Genomic DNA, 24421 nt, shown 5'->3' on the forward strand with positions numbered 1-24421 from the left:
TCGTGTCCTTCAAAGCATTTCCTTGGCATAGACTGCGCGGATCGACTCGCGCTGCTCCATTGCCGTCATGAAGTTCTGGATTTTGGGGAAGCTGTCCACTTTCACCCCGTCACCCGCCAGCCAAGTGCAGATCACATAGAGGTAGCAATCGGCGAGGCTGACCGTATCGCCCAGCACAAAGGGTCCGCGCAGGCCGGCTTGGCTGATGTACTCGCAGGAGGCCGTCATGGTCTGCGGCACCTTGGCCTGCATGTCCTTGTAGCTGGAGGTCTTGCTGGCCCAGCGGGCGCCGCGCCGCATATGGGCGTGGTTCACATGCATGGTCGAGGCGAGGTAGAACATCACCTCGCGCATCCGCGCCTGCAGCACCGGGTCCTGCGGGCGCAAGCCGGCTTCCGGCGCCATATCGGCGATATACTCCAGCAGCGCGCCAGTTTCGGTCAGGATGCCGCCCTCAACCGCCAGGGCGGGCACCCGGCCCTTGGGGTTGATCTGGGCATAGGCCGGACCGGTCTGTTCCTTGGCGGCAAAGTCGATCTTTACCGCCTCGTATTCCATCCCGGCTTCTTCCAGTGCGATGGCCACGGCCACGGAAATTGTGGTGGGGGCGTAATAAAGCTGCATGTCTTTTCCTCCCTTTCGGTCGTTCAAAGATGTGTTTGGGCAAAATGCCGGTCCGGGGCTTCCAGATGCGGCACCGCGTTGAACAGAACCGGGCTGAGGTGGCCGCCGATCGGGAACAGACGGTGCATCGAGGTGTTCATGATCGCCAGCGCAAGCCGGGCCATGCCCGCGGTGTCCAGCCCCATCGCCTGCCGCAGTGCCATCGAGATCAGCCCGCCGGAGGTGACCACAAGTGCGGGGCCGTCGCCTGCAGCGATTTCTTTCAGCGCTGCTTGGGTTCGGGTCTCGAAACTGGCCCAGCTTTCGTAGGGTTCGGCGATTTCGTCTTTAGCCCAAGCGGCAAAAACCTTGGGCAAATGATCGACAAAGCCCTCGCGCTCTTCCGGAATGGCCAAGCCGATCTGGTCACGCATCGCCTCGGCGAGGGTGAAATACTCCATCTCGTTCAGGCGCGGGTCCTGCACCACATCGGTGCAGCCCATCGAGGAGGCGGTTTCGATATGGCGGGTGAGGGTACCGCAATAGACGCGGGGGTGATGACTGTCAGTGGCCCGCAGATGGTTCCCCAGCCAGGCCGCCTGCTGGTGGCCCAGATCGCTGAGCCGGTCATAGCTGGCTTCGTCCCGGGCGCTGGTATTGGCCTGGCCGTGGCGGATCAGCGTGATGTGGGACATGGGCAGGCGGCTCCGTTGTTTCCGGTGAAGTCTTAGGGGAGGTTCAGGGGAGAGGGAAGACCGGGTTGGGAATTGGCCTTATCAAATTCATTGAGGGCTGAATGAACTTGGCGCATTGTGCAGTGGTCATTTTGGAGACCCGCATGCCCCTAGATCCTCAGCGTTTTCTTGATGATTTGCATATGTTGCGCAGCTTTGGCGCATCCGGCGTTGGCAAAGGAGTGGTGCGGCAGGCCTATTCCGAGGCAGACATCGCAGCGCGGAAATGGCTGGCCGGACGGATGACAGAGGCCGGGCTGGAACCGCATTTCGACCCGCTTGGAAATTTGTTCGGTCTGGCCGCAGGGCGGAGCCTTCTGGTGGGGTCGCACAGCGACAGCCAGCCCGAGGGCGGCTGGCTGGACGGCGCGCTGGGGGTGGTGGCCGGGCTGGAGATCGCCCGCGCGTCCAGGGAGGCTGGCGGCCCGCTCATTTCCTGCGTCAGCTTTCAGGATGAGGAGGGACGGTTCGGGGTGCTGACCGGGTCCGATGTCTGGACCGGCAAACTGGCGCTGGATGCAGCGGATGGGTTCACTGACAGCGCTGGCAATACCCTTGCCGGGATGCGGGCGCAGATGGCGGAGCTGACGGGAAGTTTCCTGCCGCATGAGCGGTTCAGCGGCTTTTTGGAAATGCATATCGAGCAAGGCCCCTATCTGGAGGAAACCGGGCTGGGGATTGGGGTGGTGACCGATATCGTTGGCATCCGGGACATGCGGATCACGTTTTCGGGGCGGCAGAACCACGCAGGCACCACGCCGATGCACCTGCGCCGGGACGCGTTTCAGGCGCTGTCAGCATTCAACGCGGCGCTAAACAGCCGGTTTGCAAATGTGGTGACACCTGCCACGGTCTGGACCATCGGCCATGTGGCGCTGCATCCCAATGCGTCCTCTGTCGTGCCCGGGTGCGTCGAGTTTTCGATGCAATGGCGCGATGCCGATGCAGAGCGGCTGGCGTGGATGGAGACACTTGTCAAGGAGACAGCGCGGGAGATTGCGGCTGATCACGGTGTGACAGCGGAGCTTGGCCCTGTGATGGGCATAGAACCGGCGGCGATGGATACGCGGTTTCAGGCGGAATTGGAGGCCGCTGCAGAGGTGTCCGCGCCGGGCAAGTGGCGGAAAATGCCTTCGGGTGCACTGCATGATGCCGCCAACCTTGCGACGGTGATGCCTGCGGGGATGCTGTTTGTGCCCTCGACCGGCGGTATCAGCCATGCCTTTGACGAGGACACGCCGGAGGCGGATCTGGTGCTGGGACTGCAAGTCCTGGACCGCGCAGCCCGGGGGTTGGCGGTGTGATCTGCAGGCAGATGCTCCCGCCTGTTCCCGATCATCCGGCCGGATGCTCTTCACGTTGGGCCGGGCGCCGCTGGCGCGGCGCGGTCAGTCCCGTCCGTATCCGCGTTTGAGCATCCGGTTGCGGTGCTTGTCGGCAGCCAGGGAAGCCTCGCGCAGATTGCCGTAGAGGTTGATGACACTTTGCCCGTTGCCGCCTGCTACGCCCCATTCGCGCAGCACCGAAACCTCGGAAAACAGGTTCATCGCCAGCTCAATGCGGTAGAACCGGGGCGGGCACGAAGGAGCTAGGCGGTAGAGCAGACAGGTGGCCATCTCCTGATTCTACGCCATGCGATTCGCCTCGGCAAGAATCTCTGTGCCGGGCCGCGGGGCGCGACGCCCAAGAGTGCGGAAGACTGCGCCGCCAGGGCGAACACCACCATGTGCAAAACCGGAATGCCAATCGGGTAGACGACGCAGTGAACAGCCAAGCCGGCGCCACCCACAGTCCGGAAAGGGCGGCAGAATGCTTCAGCTGCGTCATCTTTTCCTAGACTTACATGAAAGCATGAGCGTAGCGCGGACAGTTCGGTTTTCTGGCGGAGCAGGGTCAGCCCCAGTCGACATCGCCGAGAAAGATGTAACCCGCGCCATAAATCGTCTTGATCAGCCGCGGGTTTTTAGGGTCTTCGCGCAGCTTGGTGCGCAGACGGGAGACGCGCACATCCATGGCCCGGTCAAAGCTTTCGCCGGCCGCGCCGCCAAGCGCCTCCTGCATCTGAGCGCGGGAGATCAGCCGCTTGGGACTGTCGAGGAACAACCGCAGCACTTCGCCCTCGGCATGGGAGAATGGCGTTTCACTGCCAGCGTCATCCTCGAGCACGTAGCGGTCGAAATGCGCAGTCCAGCCGGAGAATCGCGCAGTGTCGCTGGCGGGAGCTGCAAGGCGGGGGCCGCTGCGCAGCCGGGCGCGAACACGGGCAACCACTTCGGCCGGATCAAATGGTTTCGTGATGTAATCATCAGCGCCCAGCTCCAGTCCAGTGACCCTGTCCTGCACCTGGGCGCGGCCGGAGATGATAATGACTGCCGCGCCCTGTTCCAGTGCCAGCCGGTGCACCAGCGCCAGCCCATCGGTGTCAGGCAGCGACAGATCAACCAGGCAAACGTCCGGTGTCATCCGGTTCAGGGCCGCCTCGAATTCGCGCGCGCGGGCAAAGCTTTGGGTGCGGAAGCCTGCGTCCTCCAGCGTGCTGGTCAGGATCCGGCGGATCTCCGGCTCGTCATCCAGGATGGTGACCAAGGGCGATGTCATGCGGCGGGCTCCGGTTTGATCAGCGCGGACAACTGGTGCGTGGTGAATGGTTTGCGCAAAACCGGGCCGCATTTCAAGGCCTTGCGGAATAACGGGTCGCTGACAGGAAGGGAGGTCATCAGAATGCAAGGCAGGTTTGAGCCGTCCAGCCGGGTGGCCAGGTCGATACCGGTGGCAGTGCCCTCCAGCTTGATATCTGTCAGCACCAGCGCGATGTCCGGCAAATCGGCGGTGAGCGCACTGGCCTCATCTACGCTGGCTGCTTCGATGACAGTGTAGCCAAGATCGATCAGCATATCGCGGAATGCGGTGCGCAGCTCTTCGCTATCCTCGACCAGCAGGGCCAGGCCGCCCTTGGCATCCGGTGCCAACCGGTAGGGCAGGCGAAGAGTAACCGAAGCGCCAGTTTGCGTGTTGCCGATCCGCATGTCGCCGCCCGCCAGTTTGGCCATGTCGTAAACCATTGGCAGGCCAAGGCCGGAGCCTTCGCTGCCTTTGGTGGTGAAGAAAGGATTCAACGCGTGGTCCAGCGCTTCGGGAGAAAAGCCGGGCCCGGTGTCGGTCACCGTGATTTCCACCCAGGTCCGCCCGACAGTATGCGCGCTGACTGTTATCTGGCCCGAGGTTCCACAGGCGTCGCGAGCGTTCAGGATCAGGTTCAAAAGCGCGTCCTGCAGTTTGCCGCTATCCAGAAGCAGCACCTCGTCCGGCATGTTGTCAAGGATGCTTAGCCCGATACCTTGGGGCAGTGAGGGAGAGGCGAGGACCTTCAATTCACCCAGCAGCGTGTGCATGTCGGCGGCTTGAGGGCGCAAGGTGCGCTGGCTGGTCATTTCGGCAATCCGGTGCAGCAGCCGACCGCCGCGCTTTGCGGCGGAAATCGTGCCTTGGATCAGTTCGGTTGCCTCACTGCTCAGCTCCATTTTCTGCAGCTTGCTCTGCATTCCGAGAATTATAGTCAAAAGGTTGGAGAAGTCATGTGCTAGGCCGCTGGTCATCTGCGCCGCCATCTCGCGGCGGCGGGCTTGCTGCAGGGCAACCCGGGCCTGGGTTTCTTCAGTCACATCCATCGACAGGATATAGACACCGCCGCACTGGTCCGGGGTGAAGGCCACCCGGATGCGGCGGCTGCCGTGGCTTTCAGTAAATTCGAAAACTGGGCTGCCACCTTTGTAGGCGGCCAGCAAATGCGGCTCGATCCGCTCAAAGGCAGTCTCCCCCAGTGCGTCTGCAATATGCATACCGAGGATGTCAGAGGGGCGGCTGGGAAACACCGAGCTTAGACGGCGGTTGGTATAGGTGTAAAAGCCGTCCGCATCGACGTGGGCGATATGGGCGGGCATCATTTCGGTCGTGAGCCGGGTGCGGCCTTCGATCTCTGTCAGCTGGCGCTTGGCTTCTTCCAGCGCAGTATTCGTGGCCTCCAGCTGGCGGTTGGCGGCAGACAGTTCCTCGGTATGGGTGATCAGCTTCTCGGACAGTTCCTCCGACCGGGAGCGCAGCAGCTGCTCGGCCTGTTTGGCGCGGGTGATATCCGTATAAACCGTGACCCAACCGCCCTGCGGCAGCGGCGAGCCTTCGATGGAGATCATCTGCCCGTTGGGGCGTTCGCGTTCCAAGTAGTGGGGCACGAAGTCCAGAGCCTGCTCGACCCGGCTTTGCACGATCGCTTCGACATCCGTTTCCGGCGCGTATTCCCCGTTTTCGGCCAGAAAGCGGATTGTCTCGGCGAAGGCGGCGCCGGGTTGCGCCAAGTGCTCCGGGAGGTTGAACATTTCCTGGAAACGGCGATTGCAGACGGCGAGCCGCAAATCGTTGTCATAGATCGACAGAGCCTGGGCGATCAGGTTCAGGCCGGCGGTTGTCATGGCGGCGTGCGGCTTGCTTGTTCGGTTCATGGTTCTCCCCGCTTCATGGCTAGCACCACGGCGGTAGCGGAGCAAATTGCCATTCGGCCGCGGGAGGAGACCGTATCGCCGTGTAATACCGCCAAGTGTCTTTTGATTGCCGGACGCAGCATGCCGCAGATGGCGCATCGGATGCGGAAACTGGCAAGGCTGGCCGCTGCGTTTGATGCGGATTCCGGCCAATTCGTGCGCATCCGGCGGGCATTGCACTGGCGTCGCTGCAAATGCTGCAGGATTTTCTGTGCCCGGATCCACGGCACCTTGTGCAACGGTTCGTGAAATACGGGAAAGATGGCTGTTACAATTCGTAAGATTTGGGAAAACTTCAGGAAAAAGTTGACTGGCTAGCATGCCGTCGACCCTAATCGGGGCTAGAACCGCGGGCAGCGGTCGGTCCGGCAGCAAAGCCGGAAAGGGAGGAAAGAAAGTTGGCTCAGATGCAGATGGGCGCCGAAGGGAAACTATCCCTGCCGGCGCTGCTTCAACGCAATGCGGCGCAATTCGCAAATGCACCGGCCTATCGGGAAAAGGAATTCGGCATTTGGCAGTGCTGGACCTGGGCCGAGGCGGCAAAGGAAATCGAGGCACTGGCGCTGGGCTTCATCAACCTTGGCGTGAACGAGGGCGATTTCGTTGCCATCATCGGTCGAAACCGCCCCTATCTCTACTGGTCGATGGTCGCCGCGCAAGCGGTCGGAGCTGTTCCGGTGCCGCTCTATCAGGATGCGGTGGCCGAGGAGATGGCCTATGTGCTGGGTCACTGCGGTGCGCGCTTTGTGATTGTGGGTGACCAGGAGCAGGCAGACAAGGTGATCGAGATCCAGGATCAGCTGCAACAGTTTGAGCATATGATCTATCTCGATCCGCGCGGGATGCGGAAATACGACCACACGCAGTTGCATCAGTTCAGCCATATTCAGGATCAGGGCCGTGCGGCGCGCGACGAACTGGCCAGCGAACTGCAGGCTCGCCAGGCCAAGCTGACGTACGACAGCACTTGTGTGATGCTGTACACCTCCGGCACCACCGGCAAGCCCAAAGGCGTGGTCCTGTCGAACCGCAACGTGATCCAAAGCGCCAAGAACTCCGCCGAGTTCGACGGTCTGACCCAGGGTGAGAACATCCTGTCCTACCTGCCGATGGCCTGGGTTGGCGATTTTATCTTTTCGATCGGCCAGGCCTATTGGTGCGGCTTCTGCGTTAATTGCCCGGAAAGCGCCGACACCATGATGACCGACCTGCGCGAGATCGGTCCTACCTATTTCTTTGCCCCGCCGCGGGTTTTTGAGGGCCAGCTGACCAATGTGATGATCCGGATGGAGGATGCAAGCGCTCTGAAGCGCAAGATGTTCCACCATTTCCTGGCCCACGCGAAGAAGGTCGGCGGCGACATTCTAGACGGCAAACCGGTGGGTCTGATGGACCGGCTGAAATACGCGCTGGGCGATCTGCTGGTTTACGGGCCGCTGAAGGATACACTGGGCTATGGCCGTATCCGCGTGGGGTACACGGCGGGGGAGGCGATCGGGCCGGAGATCTTTGATTTCTACCGCTCGCTGGGTATCAATCTGAAACAGCTTTACGGCCAGACCGAAGCCACCGTGTTCATCACCGTGCAGCCGGATGGTGAGGTGCGGGCCGATACCGTGGGTGTGCCGGCCCCGGAAGTCGAGATCAAGATCGGCGACAACGGCGAGATCTACTACCGTTCGCCGGGCACCTTTGTGGAGTATTTCAATAACCCGGAGTCCACCGCCTCGACCAAGGATGCCGAAGGCTGGGTGGCCACGGGTGATGCCGGTTTCTTCGAGGAAGGGTCAGGGCATCTGCGAATCATCGACCGTGCCAAGGACGTTGGCAAAATGGCCGACGGCGCGATGTTTGCGCCGAAGTATGTGGAAAACAAGCTGAAATTCTATCCGGACATTTTGGAAGCCGTGCTGTTCGGCAACGGCAGAGACCGCTGCGTTGCCTTTATCAATATCGACCTGACGGCAGTGGGCAACTGGGCGGAACGCAACAATATCGCCTATGCTTCCTATCAGGAACTGGCTGGTCATCCGAAGGTTCTGGAAAGCATCCGCGGACATGTGGGGGCGGTGAACCAGTCGGTGGCTGAGGACCCGATGCTGTCCGGCTGTCAGATCCACCGCTTTGTGGTTCTGCACAAGGAACTGGATGCGGATGACGGCGAAATGACCCGCACCCGCAAAGTGCGCCGCCGCATCGTTGAGGAGAAGTTCGAAGATATAATTACCGCGCTGTACGACGGCTCGGAACAGGTCTCAACAGTTACAGAAGTGACCTATGAGGATGGCCGCAAGGGTTCCATCAGCGCGACACTGAAAATAGTCGATGCGGATGTAAAGCCGGCGGCATTTCACCAGGTGGCCGCGGAATGATGCACATGCGCCATAGAAGTTCCCCGCCCGGTGCCCAGCAGGACCGGGTGGTCTCAGATCAGGTCAGGATTGAGCCCAGGGTTGAAGGCCGTGTGGACCACCTGCTGAATTTTGAAAGTGGAGCTGAACCCGTGGGTCTGCTTGAGAATGGAGGCCAGGCTTTCGGATTGCGACAGGCCCATCTGCTTGCATTCAATGGCCATGGTCAAAAGGCAGGAATGCTCAAGTTCGCCAAACATAACTTCGATCTCCTTGCTGCTCGTTTTCTTCAAGTATCGCACGGTTATCTTAAAAGTTCTATGTGGCAAAAAAAGGGAGGCCGTTGTTATGCTTGACAATTCCTCAAGCTATGTCACCGAAGACGGCCGCACCATCGGCGGTGTGGTGATGGAAATGAAAAACATCACCCTGCGCTTTGGCGGCGTGGTGGCGATCAAGGATATCTCCTTTGACATCCGCGAGGGCGAAATCCGCGCAATTATCGGCCCAAATGGCGCTGGCAAGTCCTCTATGCTGAACGTGATTTCGGGCTTTTACGTGCCGCAGGAAGGCGAGGTGCTGTTTCATGGCAAGAAGCGCCCGCCGATGCGCCCTTATGAGGTGGCCCGTCAGGGCATCGCCCGCACCTTTCAGAACATCGCGCTGTTTGAAGGCATGAGTGTTTTGGATAACGTTATGACGGGTCGGCTTAACTATATGAAAACAGGGCTTTTTTCACAGGCGCTGTGGAAGGGGAAGGCCGAGCGGGAAGAGACCGAAAACCGCGAAGTTGTGGAGCGGGTGATCGACTTCCTGGAGATCCAGCATATCCGCAAGACGCCGGTCGCGCGGTTGCCCTATGGTCTGAAGAAGCGGGTCGAGCTGGCCCGTGCGCTGGCGGCAGAGCCGAAGCTGTTGCTGCTGGATGAACCGATGGCCGGCATGAACGTCGAGGAGAAGGAGGACATGTCCCGCTTCATCCTGGACGTGAACGACGAATTCGGCACCACCATCGCCCTGATCGAACATGACATGGGCGTGGTGATGGATCTCAGCGATCGGGTCGTGGTGATGGACTACGGCAAGAAGATCGGAGACGGCACCCCGGATGAGGTGCGCAACAATCAGGATGTGATCGACGCCTATCTGGGGGTCAGCCATGACTGAGCTGACGGTGCGGTCAAAAATTTTCGAAAATTTTTGGCAAATTCTTTCGAAGGAACTTGCGGGAGGAGAGCGCAATGCCTGAACAACTCATCTTTGCGATGGAGGTCACGCTCAACGGCCTGATGGCGGGCGTGCTTTATGCGCTGGTCGCGCTGGGCTTTGTGCTGATCTACAAGGCCTCAGGCATTTTTAACTATGCGCAAGGGGTCATGGCGCTGTTTGCAGCGATGACGCTGGTTGGGATCATGCAGGGGCAGGTGCCCTTTTCGCATGTCATCAATGCGGTCTTTGGCGGCCATATCACCCATTTTGGTTGGAATGTGCCAGGCGTGCTGGCGATTGCGCTGACTGTCGGGGTGATGGTGCTGCTGGCCTGGCTGGTGCAGGTGTTGGTGATGAAGCATCTGGTCGGGCAGGAACCGATCATCCTGTTCATGGCCACTATTGGGCTTGCCTATTTCCTCGAAGGAGTTGCCGACCTGATGTGGGGCTCCGAGATCAAGGCGCTGGACGTGGGCCTGCCGCAGGGGATCAACCTGTGGCTCGACGAGATCACCTTCAACATCTTCGGCTACGGCTTCTTTATCGACAATCTGGACATTGTTGCGACGGTGATTGCTGCGCTGCTGGTGGCCGGGCTGGTCTGCTTTGCCCAATACACCAAGCAGGGCCGGGCGATGCGCGCGGTGGCGGATGACCACCAAGCGGCGCTGTCGGTCGGCATTTCACTGAACTTCATCTGGGTGCTGGTTTGGTCGATCGCCGGTTTCGTGGCACTGGTAGCAGGCATCGTCTGGGGCACCAAGTCCGGCGTTCAGTTCTCACTGTCGCTGATCGCACTGAAGGCGCTGCCGGTTCTGATGCTGGGCGGCTTCACCTCGATCCCGGGCGCCATTGTTGGCGGGTTGATCATCGGTGTAGGCGAGAAGCTGTTCGAATTCGCCATCGGTCCGATGGTCGGCGGTGCCACCGAGAACTGGTTCGCCTATGTGCTGGCTCTGATCTTCCTGGTGTTCCGCCCGCAGGGCCTGTTCGGGGAGAAGATCATTGAACGGGTTTGACGCTCATATGACCTGCTGCCAGCCTGCTCAGCCTTCCAGCTTGCGGAAGGCGGCGATGACGATGGCGGCGAATACTGTGGCAACCAGCGTGAAGGCAATTGTCAGGTCGCCGATCAATCGCCCGGCCAGAAATGTCAGCAGCCCCGCGCCGCAAAGGCCCATCAGCATCAGCCCCCAAGGACCCGGAGCGGCACTGTCGGTCCGCCGCGGTTGCGGTGCCGGCTCGAACGGCGGCAGCACGGTTGCGTCTTCCACTGTTGCCAGCAGCCGGCCCTTGGCCTCTGCAAATGCGGCAGCAGTTATATCACCCTTCTTCCGCGCGGCCTCCAGCCGCCGGATTTCCTCGAAAATCGCGGTCATTGATCCCACTCACTTTACCCAAGCAAAGGGTGGCAGAAAGACATGGGCAAAATGTGGCCAAGCACGGATTTCTGACAAACTGGTTAACGCCGGCGGTGCGGCATGAGCAAGGCGGTTGCCATAATCAACGTGATAGCCTGGGCGGGATTTTGGGCTTTTGGTTATCTGGCGCTGACTGCGGAGGGGTTCACAGAAACCCAGATCGTGACCGCTGCGCTGCTGGCTTCGGCGGGGCTGATCACCGGGATCATCGCCTACTTGCGGCTGGTGCGCGGCAGCGAGCAGAGCGGTTATGCCAAACCGTCGAACCGGATGAGCCGCGCGCAGCGCGATGCGGCGCAGGCACAATGGGGGCAGATCGAATGACTGCCCCTGCTGAAACATTCAAGACAAACACCCGGACCGGGCCCCGTTTGCAACAGAAAGGGAGCATCTGAGACATGTTCTACCGTGAAGCCGGAGATTTCAAAACCTCCTATGCCGATGACAGCCAGACCTTCCCGATCAAATTCGACCGTGTCCGTTATTACGCGGTGCTGGCGGTGGCCTTTGGCATCATCCCCTTCCTGATCAACGATTACTGGGCCAATGCGATCCTGCTGCCATTCCTGATCTATTCGATCGCAGCGATCGGGCTGAACATCCTGGTGGGCTACTGCGGGCAGGTCTCCTTGGGCACCGGCGGTTTCATGGCAGTGGGGGCTTACGCCTGCTACAAGCTGATGACCGCCTTTCCCGAGGTCAGCATGTTCATCCATGTGCTGCTGGCGGGCGGCATTACTGCAGTGGTCTGTGTTGCCTTCGGCCTGCCGTCATTGCGCATCAAAGGCTTCTATCTGGCGGTGGCGACGCTGGCGGCGCAGTTCTTTCTGGTCTGGCTGTTCAACCGGGTGCCTTGGTTCTACAACTATTCGGCCTCGGGGCAGATTAACGCGCCGGAGCGGGATACCTTTGGCATTTTGATCACCGGCCCCAACGCACCGGCCTGGGCCACATATCTTTTCTGCCTGATCTTCCTGGCGTTCTGCGCGCTGGTTGCCCGCAACCTGACCCGCGGCACCGTCGGCCGAAGCTGGATGGCAATCCGGGACATGGATATCGCGGCGGAGATCATCGGGGTGAATCCGCTGAAAGCCAAGCTGACCGCCTTTGCCGTCTCCGGCTTCTTCATCGGCATCTCTGGCGCCTTGTTCTTTGCAGTGTACCTGGGCGCGGTCGAGGTCGGCGAGGCGTTCGGCATCAGCAAGTCATTTTTGGTGCTGTTCATGGTGATCATTGGGGGGCTGGGCTCGATCTTCGGCTCTTTTGCAGGCGCGGCCTTCCTGGTGCTGTTGCCGGTGATCCTGAAGGTGGTGGGCGTGGATCTGCTGAATTGGCCCACTGACATTGTCGCGCATTTCCAGCTGGTGATCGTGGGGGCGCTGATCATCGTGTTCCTGATTGCAGAGCCGCACGGGATGGCGCAGCTGTGGCGTGTCGCCAAGGAGAAACTGAGACTGTGGCCCTTCCCGCATTGATGCGGGCAGTGGCCAATGCGCTGCGGGGAGAAAAGCAAGACCACCCCCGCAGCATGCGTACATCGGATAAAACCATGGGAGGAGACAAGCCGATGAAGAAGACACTGACAACACTGGTGCTGGGCACCGCGATGGCCGCCGGTCCGGCAATGGCGGATCTGGTATTCCCCGATCTCAGCTACCGCACGGGCCCCTATGCCGCTGGCGGCATCCCGTTTTCGGATGGCTACAACGACTATTTCACTCTGCTGAACGAGCGTGATGGCGGTATCGGTGGCGTGACGGCCAAGGTGATCGAATGCGAGACCGGCTATAACACCGAAAAAGGTGTGGAATGCTATGAATCCACCAAGGGACAAGGCGCGCTGGTCTATCAACCGCTGTCCACGGGCATTACCTATCAGCTGATCCCCAAGGTGACGGCTGACAACATTCCGCTGCACACCATGGGCTATGGCCGGACCTCTGCCGCAAATGGCGAAGTGTTCAGCCATGTGTTCAACTATCCGGCCAACTACTGGAACGGTGCCTCCGGCGTGATCAACTATCTGCTGGAGGAGAACGGTGGTGATCTGAAGGGCAAGAAGATTGCGCTGATCTATCACAACTCCGCCTATGGCAAGGAGCCGATCCGCACCCTGGAGGAGCTGTCGGAGAAACACGGGTTCGAACTGGTTGCCCTGCCGGTCGATCATCCGGGTCAGGAGCAGAAGTCGCAGTGGCTGCAAATCCGCCGTGAGCGTCCCGACACTGTCGTGATGTGGGGCTGGGGCGTGATGAACCAGGTGGCGATCCAGGAAGCGGCCAACATCCGCTTTCCGATGGAGAACTTCATTGGAGTGTGGTGGTCCGGTGCAGAACATGACGTGATGCCCGCGGGTGCCAAGGCCGACGGCTACAAGGCCGTGACCTTCCACAACGTCGGCCGCGACTTCCCGGTGTTTGACGACATCCAGAAATATGTCGTGGACGCTGGCAAGGCCGCTGGTGCAGGCGATCAGGTGGGCAACGTGCTGTACAACCGCGGCATGTATGCGGCGATGCTGGCTGCCGAGGCTGCCAAAACCGCGCAGGAGATCCACGGCACCAAGGAGATCACCGCGGCAATGATGCGCGACGGCATGGAAGCGCTGGTGATCGACGAAGCGAAGATGGAATCGCTGGGGATGCCGAACTTTGGCCCGACCTTCAGCGTGTCTTGCGACAACCACGGCGGCCCCGGCCTGGTGGGGGTGACCCAGTGGGATGCGGAGAGCAAAACCTGGTCACTGATCTCGGACTTTAAACCATCCGATACCGAAGTAATCGGCAAGCTGGTTGAAGAGGACTCAGGCGCCTACGCGGCTGAAAACAAGATCGAGCCCCGCTGTAACTAAGGGCTTTGGCCGGCCCTGTCTTTAAAGGGGCTGGGAACAACCGGCGCGGCGGAGATCCGCCGCGCCACTCAACAGGGTCCCGGTTCAGGTCCGGGACAGGCATGAGGACACGCTTTGATGCTGGATGCAGCGAACACCGCCGAGGTGCAGGCCGAGACCCTGCTGGAGGTCAACAATATCGAGGTGATCTACAATCACGTGATCCTCGTTCTGAAAGGCGTGAGCCTGAATGTACCGAAGGGCGGCATCACCGCGCTGCTGGGCGGCAACGGGGCGGGCAAGACCACGACGCTGAAAGCGGTGTCGAACCTGCTGCATTCAGAGCGCGGCGAGGTGACCAAAGGCTCTATCAAGTACCGCGGCGCGCATGTGCATGAGCAGGACCCGGCGGAGCTGGTGAAGAAGGGCGTCATTCAGGTGATGGAAGGCCGTCATTGCTTTGAGCATCTGACGGTGGAGGAAAACCTGCTGACAGGCGCCTATACCCGTTCAGACAGCGGGGCGAAGATTCAGGACGATTTGGAGATGGTCTATCACTATTTCCCGCGCCTGAAGGAGCGGCGGAAGAGCCAAGCCGGCTATACCTCGGGCGGCGAGCAGCAGATGGTGGCGATGGGCCGGGCGCTGATGTCCCGGCCGGAGACCATTTTGCTGGACGAACCCTCGATGGGGCTGGCACCGCAGCTGGTGGAGCAGATATTTGAGATCGTGAAGTCGATCAACGAGAAGGAAGGCGTGACCTTCCTTCTGGCGGAACAGAACACCAACGTCGCCCTGCGCTATGCCCATTACGGCTATATCCTTGAGTCGGGCCGGGTGGTGATGGACGGGCCCGCGGCTGAGCTGCGCGAGAACCCGGATGTGAAGGAATTTTACCTCGGCATGTCGGATGAGGGACGCAAGAGTTTCCGCGACGTGCGGTCCTACCGCCGCCGCAAAAGGTGGCTGAGCTGATGCGGGGAGATGACGTGATGAGCTTTTTTGACATGCTTGAAACCCGCAGTGCCGACGAACGCGCCGCAGACCTAGCCAAGACGCTGCCGGAGCAGATTGCCCGCGCCAAATCCACCGCTGGATATGCTAAATTGCTGGACGGGGTGGACCCGGCAGCGGTGAACTCGGCAGAGGCGCTGGCGGCGCTGCCGGTGCTGCGCAAGTCGGAGCTGAGCCGGGCGCAGGCGGCCAACCCGCCTTTTGGCGGCTTCACCGTGAAGCCTGCCACAGGGTTCGGTCATATTTTCCAAAGCCCCGGCCCGATTTATGAGCCGGGCGGGGTGGATGGCGACTGGTGGCGTATGGGGCGGTTCCTGAATGCAGCTGGAATCGGCCAGGGCGATGTGGTGCAGAACTGTTTTGGCTACCATCTGACGCCTGCCGGTATGATCTTCGAGAACGGTGCCCGGGCGGTGGGTGCGGCGGTGCTGCCTGCCGGTACCGGCCAGACCGAGCTGCAGGTGACCGCTGCGCGGGATGTCGGCGCCACGGCCTATGCCGGGACGCCGGATTACCTGAAGGTGATCCTCGACAAGGCCGATGCTATGGGGGTGGAGCTGATGTTTTCCAAAGCGGCGGTGGGAGGCGGTGCACTGTTTCCCAGCCTGCGCCAGGAATATGCCGACCGCGGGATCAGCTGCCTGCAATGCTACGCCACCGCCGATCTGGGGAACATCGCCTATGAAAGCCCCGCGATGGAGGGTCTGATCACCGACGAGCATGTGATCGTTGAGATCGTCACCCCAGGCACCGGCAACCCGGTGGCACCGGGCGAGGTGGGCGAGGTGGTGGTGACCACGCTGAACCCGGATTATCCGCTGATCCGCTTTGCCACCGGCGACCTTTCAGCAGTGATGCCGGGTGTCTCGCCTTGCGGGCGCACCAATACGCGGATCAAGGGCTGGATGGGCCGGGCTGATCAGACCACCAAGATCAAGGGGATGTTTGTGCGCCCCGAGCAGGTGGCGGCGCTGGTCGAAAAGCATGACGAGATCGTCAAGGCCCGGGTCATTGCCAGCCGCGATGGTGAAATGGACGCGATGACCGTGCAGATCGAGGCTGCGGACGGCGACGAGGCGGCCTTTTCCCGCTCGGTGATCGAGGTGCTGAAGCTCAAAGGCAAGGTTGAGGTGGTGGCACCAGGCACGCTGCCCAAGGACGGGCTGGTGATCGAGGATCAGCGGACCTACGACTGAACCTGCCGTCGCGGCGGGGCGGGGCGCCGAAGNNNGGNGNNNGCNTGTTGTTCTGAGAACCGTAGAGCCGCAGGGTGCTTTCCGGCTGGAATTTCTGACTGGAATAGTCGTAATAGGGCGGTGCAACATTCTGCCGGATCCATGACTGCCGCAAATGACTCCATAGATTACTCCCCCAAGGGACGCCGCCGCGGCGGTAAGTCCGGCGGCGGGCTGTTCGCTGTTCTGGCCTGGGCGGTGGCGCTGTCCTGTGTCTTGCCGATGCTGGCGGTGGCGCTGGCAGCGGCGTTCGGCGGCACCGAAACCATCAGCCATCTCGCCAGCACTGTTCTGCCGGGGTACTCTCTGACCACGCTGGCATTGGTGACGCTGGTGGCGCTGGGGACCTTTGCAATCGGTACGGGGGCAGCCTGGCTGGTGACGATGACCCGGTTTCCAGGTGTGCGGTTTCTGGAGGTGGCGCTGGTGCTGCCGCTGGCGTTTCCGGCTTATGTGCTGGCCTATGCCTACACTCATATTCTGGACCATCCCGGCATCGTGCAGTCCGCCCTGCGCGAGGTAACCGGATGGGGGCCGCGCGACTATTGGTTTCCGGAGATCCGCTCTACCGCTGGTGCGGCGGCGATGCTTGTTCTGGTGCTCTACCCGTATGTCTACCTGCTGGCGCGGGCAGCTTTCCTGCAGCAAAGCTCCGGTGCCTTCCTGGCGGCCCGGGCGCTAGGGAAAAACGCCTGGGCGGCATTCTGGATGGTCAGTCTGCCCATGGCGCGGCCGGCAATAGCCTCAGGCGTGCTGCTGGCAGTGATGGAGACCATCGCGGATTTCGGAACCGTGTCCTACTTCGGAGTGCAGACCTTTGCTACTGGAATCTACACCAGCTGGTTTTCGCTAGGCGACCGCGGCGGCGCGGCGCAGCTGGCGCTGTGCCTGTTGGGGTTTGCGCTGACGCTGGCGGTGGTAGAGCGGTCGACACGCGGACGGGCAAAATACCACCACGCGGGCAAGCACCACAATCAGATGCCGCCGGCCGAGCTGGGGGGCATCAAGTCGGCAGTGGCTGTCTTCTTCTGCGCGGTGCCGGTGATTCTGGGATTCTTGCTGCCGGTGGCAGTGCTGTTCCTGATGAGCTTTGATTCCGAGCAGAACTTGTTCAGCCGCCGCTATATCGATTTTACCACAAATTCAATCACTTTGGCGGCAGCGGCGGCTGTGCTGACAGTGGCCGCTGCGGTGTGCCTCGGGTTCTATCAGCGCTTGCGGCCCGGCCGGGTTTCTTCTGTCGCGGCCTATTTGGCACGGTTGGGCTATGCGGTGCCGGGCGGGGTGATTGCGGTGGGGCTGATCGTGCCCTTCGCCGCCTTTGACAATGCGCTGGACGCCTGGATGCGGGAGATGTTTGGCATCCGCACGGGGCTTTTGGTGACCGGGTCGATCTGGTTGCTGGTCGCAGCTTACGGTGTGCGGTTCATGGCCGCTGCATTGGGGGCTTATGAAGGCGGGCAAGCCACCATGCATGCCAACATGGATGCGGCAGCGCGTTCCTTGGGGCAGGGACCCTTGGGGATGCTGCGCCGGGTGCATCTGCCAATCCTGACACCCAGCCTGCTGACGGCACTGCTGATTGTCTTTGTCGACGTGATGAAGGAACTGCCGGCTACGCTGATCATGCGGCCGTTCAACTTTGACACTTTGGCAGTGCAGGCGCACCGGCTGGCGGCGGATGAGCGGCTGGAGGGCGCCGCGGTGCCCTCGCTGGTAATCATGGCGGTCGGGCTGCTGCCGGTGATTCTGATCTGCCGCCAGGTGGGGCGGCAGCGCTAGCCGCAACAAAAAATTGAGTTTTTGTGGTCCGGAGCGCTTAGGCCACCCACCAGGCCTCGACCTCCTCGCGGGATATCCGGTCTGCCGGACCCAGGCCCACCAGCAGGGTTTCCTCAGCTTCGCAGCGCTTGGCTTCGACTTGGCGGCCCACCACATGCAGCTCATAGGCGCCGCCGGTTGTCAGCACAAAACCCTTCATCCGGTAAAGCCCTGCGGGCCTGCCTGCCAGCTTGTCCCCCAGTGCGCGGCGGTCCAGTACATCGTTGCTGCGGTGCTGCCAAGTGGTATAGGCAGGATGTGCGGTCACGGCGCGGCCCTTGGGCAACGGAACCACGTCGAACAGCAGCTCGGCCACGGGCGATCCGTTCAGCACGGTAGGCGTGCGGGCGCCGGCCTTTGTCAGCAGGGCGGAGACCGCCTCGTTCATGTCATCGCATTTGGAGACGATCACCAGATCAGCGGCTCGGATTTGCTGCTCGGCCTGCGGTGCAATCAGTGGGTCGCTCAGCAGGGTTCCGGCATTTTCAGCATCCACCAAAGTGATGATGCCGCCATAGCTCAGCTCGTTTTCATTCAGTACCGAATTGGCAATTGCGACCGGGTCGGAAATACCGCTGGCCTCGATGACCAGATGATCCGGCCGGTCCGCCCGGTTCAGGACTTCGCGCAACGCGGCGGACAGGTCATCACCCATCGTGCAGCAGGCGCAGCCATTGGTGAGAGCAATCGTGCTGCCAGCGGTTTCCTGAATCAGTGCGTCATCAATGTTGATTGCACCGAAATCATTCACGATCACGGTCAGCTTCAGCCCGTGATCCTCGGCTAAAAGCCGGTTGATCAAGGTGGTCTTGCCCGCGCCAAGATAGCCGCTGATAATTGTTACCGGCAACCGGTTCATAAGCTCTGTTCCCCCGGAGCGCGGAAAGCTCTCGACTGCATGCGCCCCCCTGAAATTCAAGATGCGGAAACATATAGGCCGGTGGTTTGAACGGGTCTAGCAAAAGCTCCGCCAGCCTCAAACTTTCACCGAGGGGCGTGCGATTGTGTGCTGCCGGCTGGACCTACTTCCAGCCGACGTCGTTGAAGATCTTCTGAGCTTCGGGCAGGTTCTTGGCAACTTCCGAGAGGTTCACGTCATCCGGCTTGAAGTGCCCAAGCGCCGCAATCGACGGAGCCAGGCCAATACCTGGAACTGCTGGGTATTCGTCATTGCCGGCCGAGAAGTACGCTTGGGCGGAATCACTGGCGAGATACTCCAGAAAGGCGATGGCGTTTTGCTTGTTCGGCGCATGCACGGCCACGCCGCCGCCGGACAGGTTCATGTGTGCGCCCTGGGTGTTCTGCGAGGGGAACAGCCAGCCGATCTGATCGCGGTTTTCCGAAATGCCCTTGACGTTTTTGCGGATTGAACGGGCGAAGTAATAGGTGTTGGCCACCGCAATATCGCACTCGCCCGAGACGATGCCGCGCATCTGGTCAGTATCGCCGCCCTGCGGATCGCGGGCCATATTGGCAACTACGCCTTCGGCCCACTGTTTGGCTTGTTCGGCACCATGATGTGTCACGATCGAGGCCAGAAGGGTCTGGTTGTAGGTGTTCTTGGAAGAGCGGATGCAGACCATGCCTTTGTAGGCGGGGTCGGCCAGATCCAGATAGGTCAGCGGCGGGTTTGCCACTTCGGCCTTGTCATAGAAGATGATCCGCGAGCGCTGGCTGAAACCGAACCATTGATTGTCCTCATCCTGCAGATAGGCTGGCACCCGGGCTTCCAGCACATCGCTGTCGATACTTTGCAGCACGCCTGCGTTCTTGGCGCGGGTCAGGCGTGAAGTGTCGACTGTGATCAGAATGTCAGCGGGGGAGTTCTCGCCTTCGGCCTTCATCCGCGCGATCAGCTCATCCGCGTTGCCTTCGATGCGGTTGATGGTGATGCCGGTCGCCTCTTCGAAATCTGAATAAAGCTGTTCGTCAGTGTCATAATGGCGCGACGAATAGATGTTCAGCTCGCCTTCGGCTGCAGCGGAGGAGGCGATGGCAGCGGCCAGGGTGCCGGCCAATACGGTTGAGGCTTTCAGCATAGAGTGTCCCGTTCTTCTGTGGCTTTTATTCCGACTGAAAGAGTCAATTAAAGAAAACGGCAGAAGATGCAATGAATTTCCGACTGAAACACTCGGAAAGTTTGCCCCGCGGCTGGGATGTGTCAGAGAGTAAAGGGGGCAAAAACAGCGGCGGGCCTCCCGCCAGTCGGGGTGTCACGCCTGAAGAGGGCGAAGAATCGCCTGGGCTCGGAAGGGGGGAGCTGCGGGTACGGGGGTATTCACCTATGGCCGCTCAGAAAACGCAGGCGCTGAATGCAAAAAAACCGCATCGGGTGATGCGGTTTTCTTCATGTCGCTTTGTCGGATCTTAACCCTGGCGCGCTTTGAACTTGCGCTGGGTCTTGTTGATCACGTAAACGCGGCCTTTACGGCGCACAACCCGGCAATCGCGGTGCCGGTTCTTCAGCGAACGGAGCGAGTTCTTGACCTTCATGGTCTCTCTCCTTGTCTGCGGCGCGAACCAGCGCCTGGGTTAGCGGATGCCGCGGCCGGAGCCACGGCAATGAATGAATGGTGGGCGATACAAGGATCGAACTTGTGACCCCTTCGATGTCAACGAAGTGCTCTACCGCTGAGCTAATCGCCCACTCTGGCCTGCGCGCCGTTCCTGCCCCTTAGAAGTGAAAGGGGCGCGGGGTGCCGCGCCGGTGAGGGGGTCTATAAATAGAGTCGCCGGCAGGCGCAAGAGCTTTTGACCGCAGAAATTTCCGCTCTATGCTGTTTCTTGCAGAAGAAGCACCGGAGCAAGGATGCCTGATACAGCGTTTTCCGTGATTTCACCGCAGAAACTGGCGTCCGCCGTGGTTTTTGCCTCACCGCACAGCGGTACGGATTATTCCGATTCCTTTCTGGCGCAGTCGATCCTGGGGCGGAAGGAGATCCGCAGCTCGGAGGACGCCTTTGTCGACCAGCTGTTTCAGGCTGCGCCGGAATTCGGCTCACCGCTGCTGATGGCTGTCAAACCGCGTGCCTACCTGGACCTGAACCGGTCTCCGGATGAGCTGGATCCGGCGGTGATCGAAGGTGTGCAGCTGCGCGGTCAGAACCCTCGGGTGGCTTCGGGCCTTGGAGTGATTCCCCGGGTGGTGGCCAATGGCCGGGCTATTTACCGCGGCAAACTTCCGGTGACAGAGGCAGAACAGAGGATCAGATGCTGCTGGCACCCTTACCACCGGGCGCTGAAAGGGCTTTTAGAGCAGGCGCATCAGTATTTCGGACAGGCGATTCTGGTTGATTGCCATTCGATGCCGCATGAGGCGATCGACACCATGGTTCCGTGCAAGGGCGGAAAGCCCGAGGTGGTGCTGGGAGACCGGTTCGGCGCAGCAGCCGACAACAGTGTTGTGGACCGGATCGAGGCGGCCTTCGCTGCGGCTGGACTGAACGTCGCCCGCAACACGCCGTTTGCCGGCGCTTATATTGCTCAGACCTATGGCCGCCCGTCGCGGCGCCAGCACGCGGTTCAGGTTGAAATCGACCGGGCGCTGTATATGGATGAAGCCAACATCCGGCCTAACGGGAACTTTGAGCCGCTGCAGCAGTTGCTGCGCCAAGTGATTTCCGAGATCGCGGCGATCGGGCGAGACGCGCTGCCGCTGGCAGCGGAGTAGACTGAACGTTACTGCTGTTCAGCGCAGCGCGCGGCCTTTCAGAATCGCGCTCTCGCCAAACCGCTTGCGTATGGCGTCAGTGGCGCGTTCCGCATCAGCCCGCTTGCCAGCCTGCGGATCCAACAGGTCGCCGGTATCGTCCGCTTGCGATTCGGGCACCAGATCTGAGATGCCGCAGCCCAGCAGACGGTAAGGGCCTTCATCGCCAACCTGGTCCAGCAAGTTACGGGCGGTTCGGTAAATACGGTCGGCGATCTGGGTGGCGCTGTGCAGCGTCACCCGCCGTGTCAGCGCCGAATGATTGGCGCGCTTAAGTTTGAGTGTGACAACCCGGCCGGCAAGCTCGCGCGCTTTGGCACGGTCGGAAACCTGCTCTGCAAGCCGCCACAAATGACCATCCAGGGTTTCTGTGCTGGCGGTGTCTTCAAAAAAAGTGGTTTCCTTGGATATCGATTTAACGGGCGCATTGGCGGAAACCCGGCGCCGGTCCTGGCCACGGGCCAGATGCCAGAGCCGGTCACCCATCGAGCCGAACCGGTTGTGCAGGGCCTCTCGGTCCCATCGCAAAAGGTCCGAGAAAGTGCGGATCCCGGCTTTTTCAAGGCTGACCTGGGCGGCTGGGCCAATGCCCCAGATCAGCCGCACCGGTTTTTCGCGCAGGAAATCACCGGTCTCTGCCTTGCCGATCACGGAGTACCCGCGCGGCTTGTCGAGATCGGAGGCAACCTTGGCCAGGAACTTGTTGTGGGAAAGGCCGATGGAGCCGGTGACGCCCAAATCGTCCTTCATCCGCCTGACCAGCCGCGCCAGCATCACAGCGGGTGGCGCACCATGCAGTTTCTCGGTGCCGCTGAGGTCCATGAAGGCTTCATCCAGCGATAGCGGCTCCACCTCAGGGGTCAGCTCATTCATCAATTTGCGAATTTCGCGGCTGACCTCGACATAGACATCCATGCGCGGTTTCACCACCACCGCATCGGGGCAAAGCTTGAGCGCCTGGAACATTGGCATCGCGGAGCGCACCCCGCGGATACGGGCGACATAGCAGGCGGTGGAGACCACACCGCGCTTGCCGCCGCCGATGATCACCGGATTAGCGGCCAGTTCCGGATTGTCACGTTTTTCGACGCTGGCGTAAAAGGCGTCGCAATCCATATGGGCGATGTTGAGGGAAAACAGCTCTGCATGCGCCTTGATCCGCGGGCTGCCGCAATGCGGGCAGCGCCGGGCAGGGGTGATCTGGTTCAGGCAGTCTCGGCAAAGGGCATGCATGGCGGTGTCGAACGGCTGACTTCATGGAGGAGCAAGCTTAGCCTGCGGCGGAGGGCTTGTCTTTAGCGCGACGGGCAGCCAAGTGACAGTTCATGACATTAGCGAGCGATGATTTTTCTGGTGTGAAACTGGCCTTGTTTCTGGGCCGGGATCGGCTGGTCATCCTGCGCGATGGCGCGCCGGATATTCCTTATCCCGGGTATTGGGACTTGCCAGGCGGCAGACGCGAGGGGCGGAAAAGCCCCGAGGCATGCGCGCTGCGGGAGACCTGAGAGGAGGTTAGCCTGGTGCTGCAGCCAGAGGTTCTGGTGCGGCCGCAGGTCTATCAGAGCCGCCATGGGCTGGTCTGTTTTTTTGCGGCGCATTTGCCCGCTGCGGCGGCGGGGCAGGTGAGGTTCCGAGATGAGGGGCAGGGATGGGTGCTGATGCCGCCTGAAGCCTAATGGGCGCATTCATTGGCGGTCCCGCATGTTGCCAGCAGGCTTCGGGGCTACCTTGCGGTGCGGTATGTTTTGAAGGTTTGAAAGAAAGATCCCCCGCTGATTAGCGGGGGAGGTGACGGGCCTCAGGAAGAAAAGCCCGTCTGGGGAGTGTCTCAGGTCCTAGAATCGCTCAGCCAGCGGTAATTCGCAAAGTTTGCGGCAGCCGGCGAAGCCTGCAGAGCTTTGTAGTGTGCTTTTGAGGGCACAGGGCAATTTGGCGCAGCTTCTGCCGCCGTTGAAGGATTTCTCATTGAATAGAAGCGCTTGACGTAGCGTCACTATGCTTTTGAACCGTAGCCTGCACCGGCGGATTGTGCTTTGCGAAGAAGATTTTTCCCGCCTATTTCTTGTGCATGAAGGCTCCTGCACTGATTGCAATGCAGGCAGGCCGTGGCTGCATTGCTGTTATTCTCGCAGGCTGGCCAGCTCTGCAAGAATGGCTTCAGCCGCGGCGCGGGGGCTGTCCGCCTTCCAAATGGGGCGGCCGACTACGATATGATCGGCGCCGTCGGCAATGGCGCTTGCAGGTGTGGCAACCCGCTTTTGATCACCGAGGTCGGCGCCGGCGGGCCGGACGCCGGGTGTGACAATCAGCTTGCCTTCGGCCTCGGGAAGGGCGCGGATCAGGGCAGCTTCCTGCGGTGAGGCGATGACCCCGTCGGCACCGGCGGCAAGGGCATTTCCGGCGCGTTCCAGCACCAGATCCTGGACTGCGCCCGGTTTGATCAGGGCGCCATCCAGATCCTGACGGTCCAGCGAGGTCAGAATGGTGACGGCGAGGATCTTCATCTCTTTGCCTGCGGCGCCTTCCTTGGCGGCGCGCACCACATAGGGGTCGCCGTGCACGGTAAGGAAGTCGAGGTCGAACTGGGCCAGGCCGCGCACCGCACTTTCAACGGTGGCGCCGATGTCGAACAGTTTCATGTCGAGGAAGATACGCTTGCCGTGCTCTTGCTTCAGCTCGTTGGCCAGCGCCAACCCGCCGCCGGTCAGCATTCCGAGGCCGATCTTGTAGAAGGAAACCGCATCGCCCAGCTGTTCGGCCAGTTTCAGCCCGTCCAGCGCGTTGGGGACATCCATAGCAACAATCAGGCGGTCGTCGGCGCGCGGGGCTTGGGTCATGGCGGGATCCTTTGTGGCGGGTTTGGCGTGAAACTGGCGTTTCATACGCAAGGGGCCGCGGTTGGGCAAGGTGCTAGCGGCAAGGGGAGGCTCCCGCAACTGAAGCAGCCCCTGACGGGACA

Annotated in this window: 25 protein-coding genes and 1 tRNA gene; 13 read left to right on the forward strand and 13 right to left on the reverse strand. The window is 60.9% G+C overall.

Annotated elements, in window-relative coordinates:
• Positions 1-9: 9 nt before the first annotated feature.
• Both METH_RS00175 and METH_RS00180 read right to left on the reverse strand, forming a co-directional pair.
• Positions 10-624, reverse strand: coding sequence for a glutathione S-transferase family protein (locus METH_RS00175; protein ID WP_024088381.1), 615 nt, complete (start codon positions 622-624; stop codon positions 10-12).
• A gap of 23 nt (positions 625-647) precedes the next feature.
• Entirely contained in the window at positions 648-1298 is a 651-nt protein-coding gene (locus METH_RS00180) for a histidine phosphatase family protein (RefSeq protein ID WP_024088382.1), read from the reverse strand.
• Positions 1299-1441: 143 nt separating this feature from the next.
• Here METH_RS00180 and METH_RS00185 point away from each other — a divergent pair, with 143 nt between their 5' ends.
• Positions 1442-2641, forward strand: coding sequence for a hydantoinase/carbamoylase family amidase (locus tag METH_RS00185; RefSeq protein WP_024088383.1), 1200 nt, complete (start codon positions 1442-1444; stop codon positions 2639-2641).
• 84 nt (positions 2642-2725) lie between these two features.
• On the opposite strand, the gene METH_RS00190 is transcribed toward METH_RS00185, so the two are convergent.
• From METH_RS00190 to METH_RS00200, 3 genes are all read right to left on the reverse strand, one after another.
• A complete protein-coding gene (locus tag METH_RS00190) occupies positions 2726-2953 on the reverse strand; it encodes a WGR domain-containing protein (protein ID WP_024088384.1) in 228 nt (75 codons plus the stop codon).
• A 277-nt stretch (positions 2954-3230) separates the two neighbouring features.
• On the reverse strand, positions 3231-3935 hold the full coding sequence (locus tag METH_RS00195) for a response regulator transcription factor (RefSeq protein WP_024088385.1): 705 nt from the start codon (positions 3933-3935) through the stop codon (positions 3231-3233).
• Positions 3932-5833 (reverse strand): hybrid sensor histidine kinase/response regulator, encoded by a 1902-nt coding sequence (locus METH_RS00200; protein WP_024088386.1) that lies wholly within the window; start codon positions 5831-5833, stop codon positions 3932-3934. The genes METH_RS00195 and METH_RS00200 overlap by 4 nt, the downstream gene beginning before the upstream one ends.
• Positions 5834-6279: 446 nt before the next feature.
• Here METH_RS00200 and METH_RS00205 point away from each other — a divergent pair, with 446 nt between their 5' ends.
• Positions 6280-8244, forward strand: a complete 1965-nt coding sequence (locus tag METH_RS00205) for an AMP-binding protein (RefSeq protein ID WP_044008287.1) — start codon at positions 6280-6282, stop codon at positions 8242-8244.
• A gap of 53 nt (positions 8245-8297) precedes the next feature.
• Here the strand turns inward: METH_RS00205 and METH_RS00210 are convergent, their stop codons facing one another.
• Positions 8298-8483 carry a hypothetical protein gene (locus tag METH_RS00210; RefSeq protein WP_024088389.1) on the reverse strand — a complete coding sequence of 62 codons (186 nt, stop codon included), beginning with the start codon at positions 8481-8483 and terminating at the stop codon, positions 8298-8300.
• Between the two features lie 88 nt (positions 8484-8571).
• On the opposite strand from METH_RS00210, the gene METH_RS00215 reads away from it, so the two are divergent.
• Entirely contained in the window at positions 8572-9390 is an 819-nt protein-coding gene (locus METH_RS00215) for an ABC transporter ATP-binding protein (RefSeq protein ID WP_024088390.1), read from the forward strand.
• Positions 9391-9464: 74 nt separating this feature from the next.
• The gene (locus METH_RS00220; protein ID WP_024088391.1) at positions 9465-10451 is read left to right on the forward strand and encodes a branched-chain amino acid ABC transporter permease; all 987 of its coding nucleotides are present in this window, start codon (positions 9465-9467) and stop codon (positions 10449-10451) included.
• Between the two features lie 27 nt (positions 10452-10478).
• Here METH_RS00220 and METH_RS00225 read toward each other — a convergent pair whose 3' ends face one another.
• A complete protein-coding gene (locus METH_RS00225) occupies positions 10479-10811 on the reverse strand; it encodes a hypothetical protein (RefSeq protein ID WP_024088392.1) in 333 nt (110 codons plus the stop codon).
• Between the two features lie 102 nt (positions 10812-10913).
• Between METH_RS00225 and METH_RS00230 the strand changes: the two genes are divergently transcribed.
• From METH_RS00230 to METH_RS00255, 6 genes are all read left to right on the forward strand, one after another.
• The gene (locus METH_RS00230) at positions 10914-11177 is read left to right on the forward strand and encodes a hypothetical protein (RefSeq protein WP_024088393.1); all 264 of its coding nucleotides are present in this window, start codon (positions 10914-10916) and stop codon (positions 11175-11177) included.
• 74 nt (positions 11178-11251) lie between these two features.
• The gene (locus METH_RS00235) at positions 11252-12328 is read left to right on the forward strand and encodes a branched-chain amino acid ABC transporter permease (RefSeq protein ID WP_024088394.1); all 1077 of its coding nucleotides are present in this window, start codon (positions 11252-11254) and stop codon (positions 12326-12328) included.
• 92 nt (positions 12329-12420) lie between these two features.
• Complete coding sequence (locus tag METH_RS00240) at positions 12421-13704, forward strand: ABC transporter substrate-binding protein (protein WP_024088395.1); 1284 nt, start codon at positions 12421-12423, stop codon at positions 13702-13704.
• 117 nt (positions 13705-13821) lie between these two features.
• Entirely contained in the window at positions 13822-14658 is an 837-nt protein-coding gene (locus tag METH_RS00245) for an ABC transporter ATP-binding protein (protein WP_024088396.1), read from the forward strand.
• A gap of 17 nt (positions 14659-14675) precedes the next feature.
• Positions 14676-15893: a phenylacetate--CoA ligase family protein gene (locus tag METH_RS00250; RefSeq protein WP_024088397.1), complete on the forward strand. Its 1218-nt coding sequence runs from the start codon at positions 14676-14678 to the stop codon at positions 15891-15893.
• A 141-nt stretch (positions 15894-16034) separates the two neighbouring features.
• Positions 16035-17714: an ABC transporter permease gene (locus METH_RS00255; protein ID WP_024088398.1), complete on the forward strand. Its 1680-nt coding sequence runs from the start codon at positions 16035-16037 to the stop codon at positions 17712-17714.
• A gap of 37 nt (positions 17715-17751) precedes the next feature.
• Here METH_RS00255 and METH_RS00260 read toward each other — a convergent pair whose 3' ends face one another.
• From METH_RS00260 to METH_RS00275, 4 genes are all read right to left on the reverse strand, one after another.
• The gene (locus METH_RS00260; RefSeq protein ID WP_024088399.1) at positions 17752-18612 is read right to left on the reverse strand and encodes a CobW family GTP-binding protein; all 861 of its coding nucleotides are present in this window, start codon (positions 18610-18612) and stop codon (positions 17752-17754) included.
• A gap of 163 nt (positions 18613-18775) precedes the next feature.
• The gene (locus METH_RS00265) at positions 18776-19792 is read right to left on the reverse strand and encodes a Fe(3+) ABC transporter substrate-binding protein (RefSeq protein ID WP_024088400.1); all 1017 of its coding nucleotides are present in this window, start codon (positions 19790-19792) and stop codon (positions 18776-18778) included.
• 328 nt (positions 19793-20120) lie between these two features.
• Positions 20121-20246: a type B 50S ribosomal protein L36 gene (gene ykgO, locus METH_RS00270; protein ID WP_005648635.1), complete on the reverse strand. Its 126-nt coding sequence runs from the start codon at positions 20244-20246 to the stop codon at positions 20121-20123.
• Between the two features lie 78 nt (positions 20247-20324).
• Positions 20325-20399: transfer RNA gene (locus METH_RS00275), tRNA-Val, on the reverse strand.
• A gap of 163 nt (positions 20400-20562) precedes the next feature.
• Here METH_RS00275 and METH_RS00280 point away from each other — a divergent pair.
• Positions 20563-21423, forward strand: coding sequence for an N-formylglutamate amidohydrolase (locus METH_RS00280; RefSeq protein WP_024088401.1), 861 nt, complete (start codon positions 20563-20565; stop codon positions 21421-21423).
• An 18-nt stretch (positions 21424-21441) separates the two neighbouring features.
• Here the strand turns inward: METH_RS00280 and METH_RS00285 are convergent, their stop codons facing one another.
• Positions 21442-22695: a DNA polymerase IV gene (locus METH_RS00285; protein WP_044008288.1), complete on the reverse strand. Its 1254-nt coding sequence runs from the start codon at positions 22693-22695 to the stop codon at positions 21442-21444.
• 92 nt (positions 22696-22787) lie between these two features.
• On the opposite strand from METH_RS00285, the gene METH_RS25215 reads away from it, so the two are divergent.
• Both METH_RS25215 and METH_RS25220 read left to right on the forward strand, forming a co-directional pair.
• Positions 22788-22967, forward strand: a complete 180-nt coding sequence (locus METH_RS25215; protein ID WP_342667060.1) for an NUDIX domain-containing protein — start codon at positions 22788-22790, stop codon at positions 22965-22967.
• Between the two features lie 15 nt (positions 22968-22982).
• Positions 22983-23138 carry an NUDIX hydrolase gene (locus METH_RS25220; protein ID WP_342667061.1) on the forward strand — a complete coding sequence of 52 codons (156 nt, stop codon included), beginning with the start codon at positions 22983-22985 and terminating at the stop codon, positions 23136-23138.
• A gap of 444 nt (positions 23139-23582) precedes the next feature.
• On the opposite strand, the gene pyrF is transcribed toward METH_RS25220, so the two are convergent.
• Complete coding sequence (gene pyrF / locus METH_RS00295) at positions 23583-24299, reverse strand: orotidine-5'-phosphate decarboxylase (protein WP_024088404.1); 717 nt, start codon at positions 24297-24299, stop codon at positions 23583-23585.
• Positions 24300-24421: the final 122 nt, after the last annotated feature.

Origin of the sequence: Leisingera methylohalidivorans DSM 14336 (assembly GCF_000511355.1) — a bacterium.
Classification (GTDB): domain Bacteria; phylum Pseudomonadota; class Alphaproteobacteria; order Rhodobacterales; family Rhodobacteraceae; genus Leisingera; species Leisingera methylohalidivorans.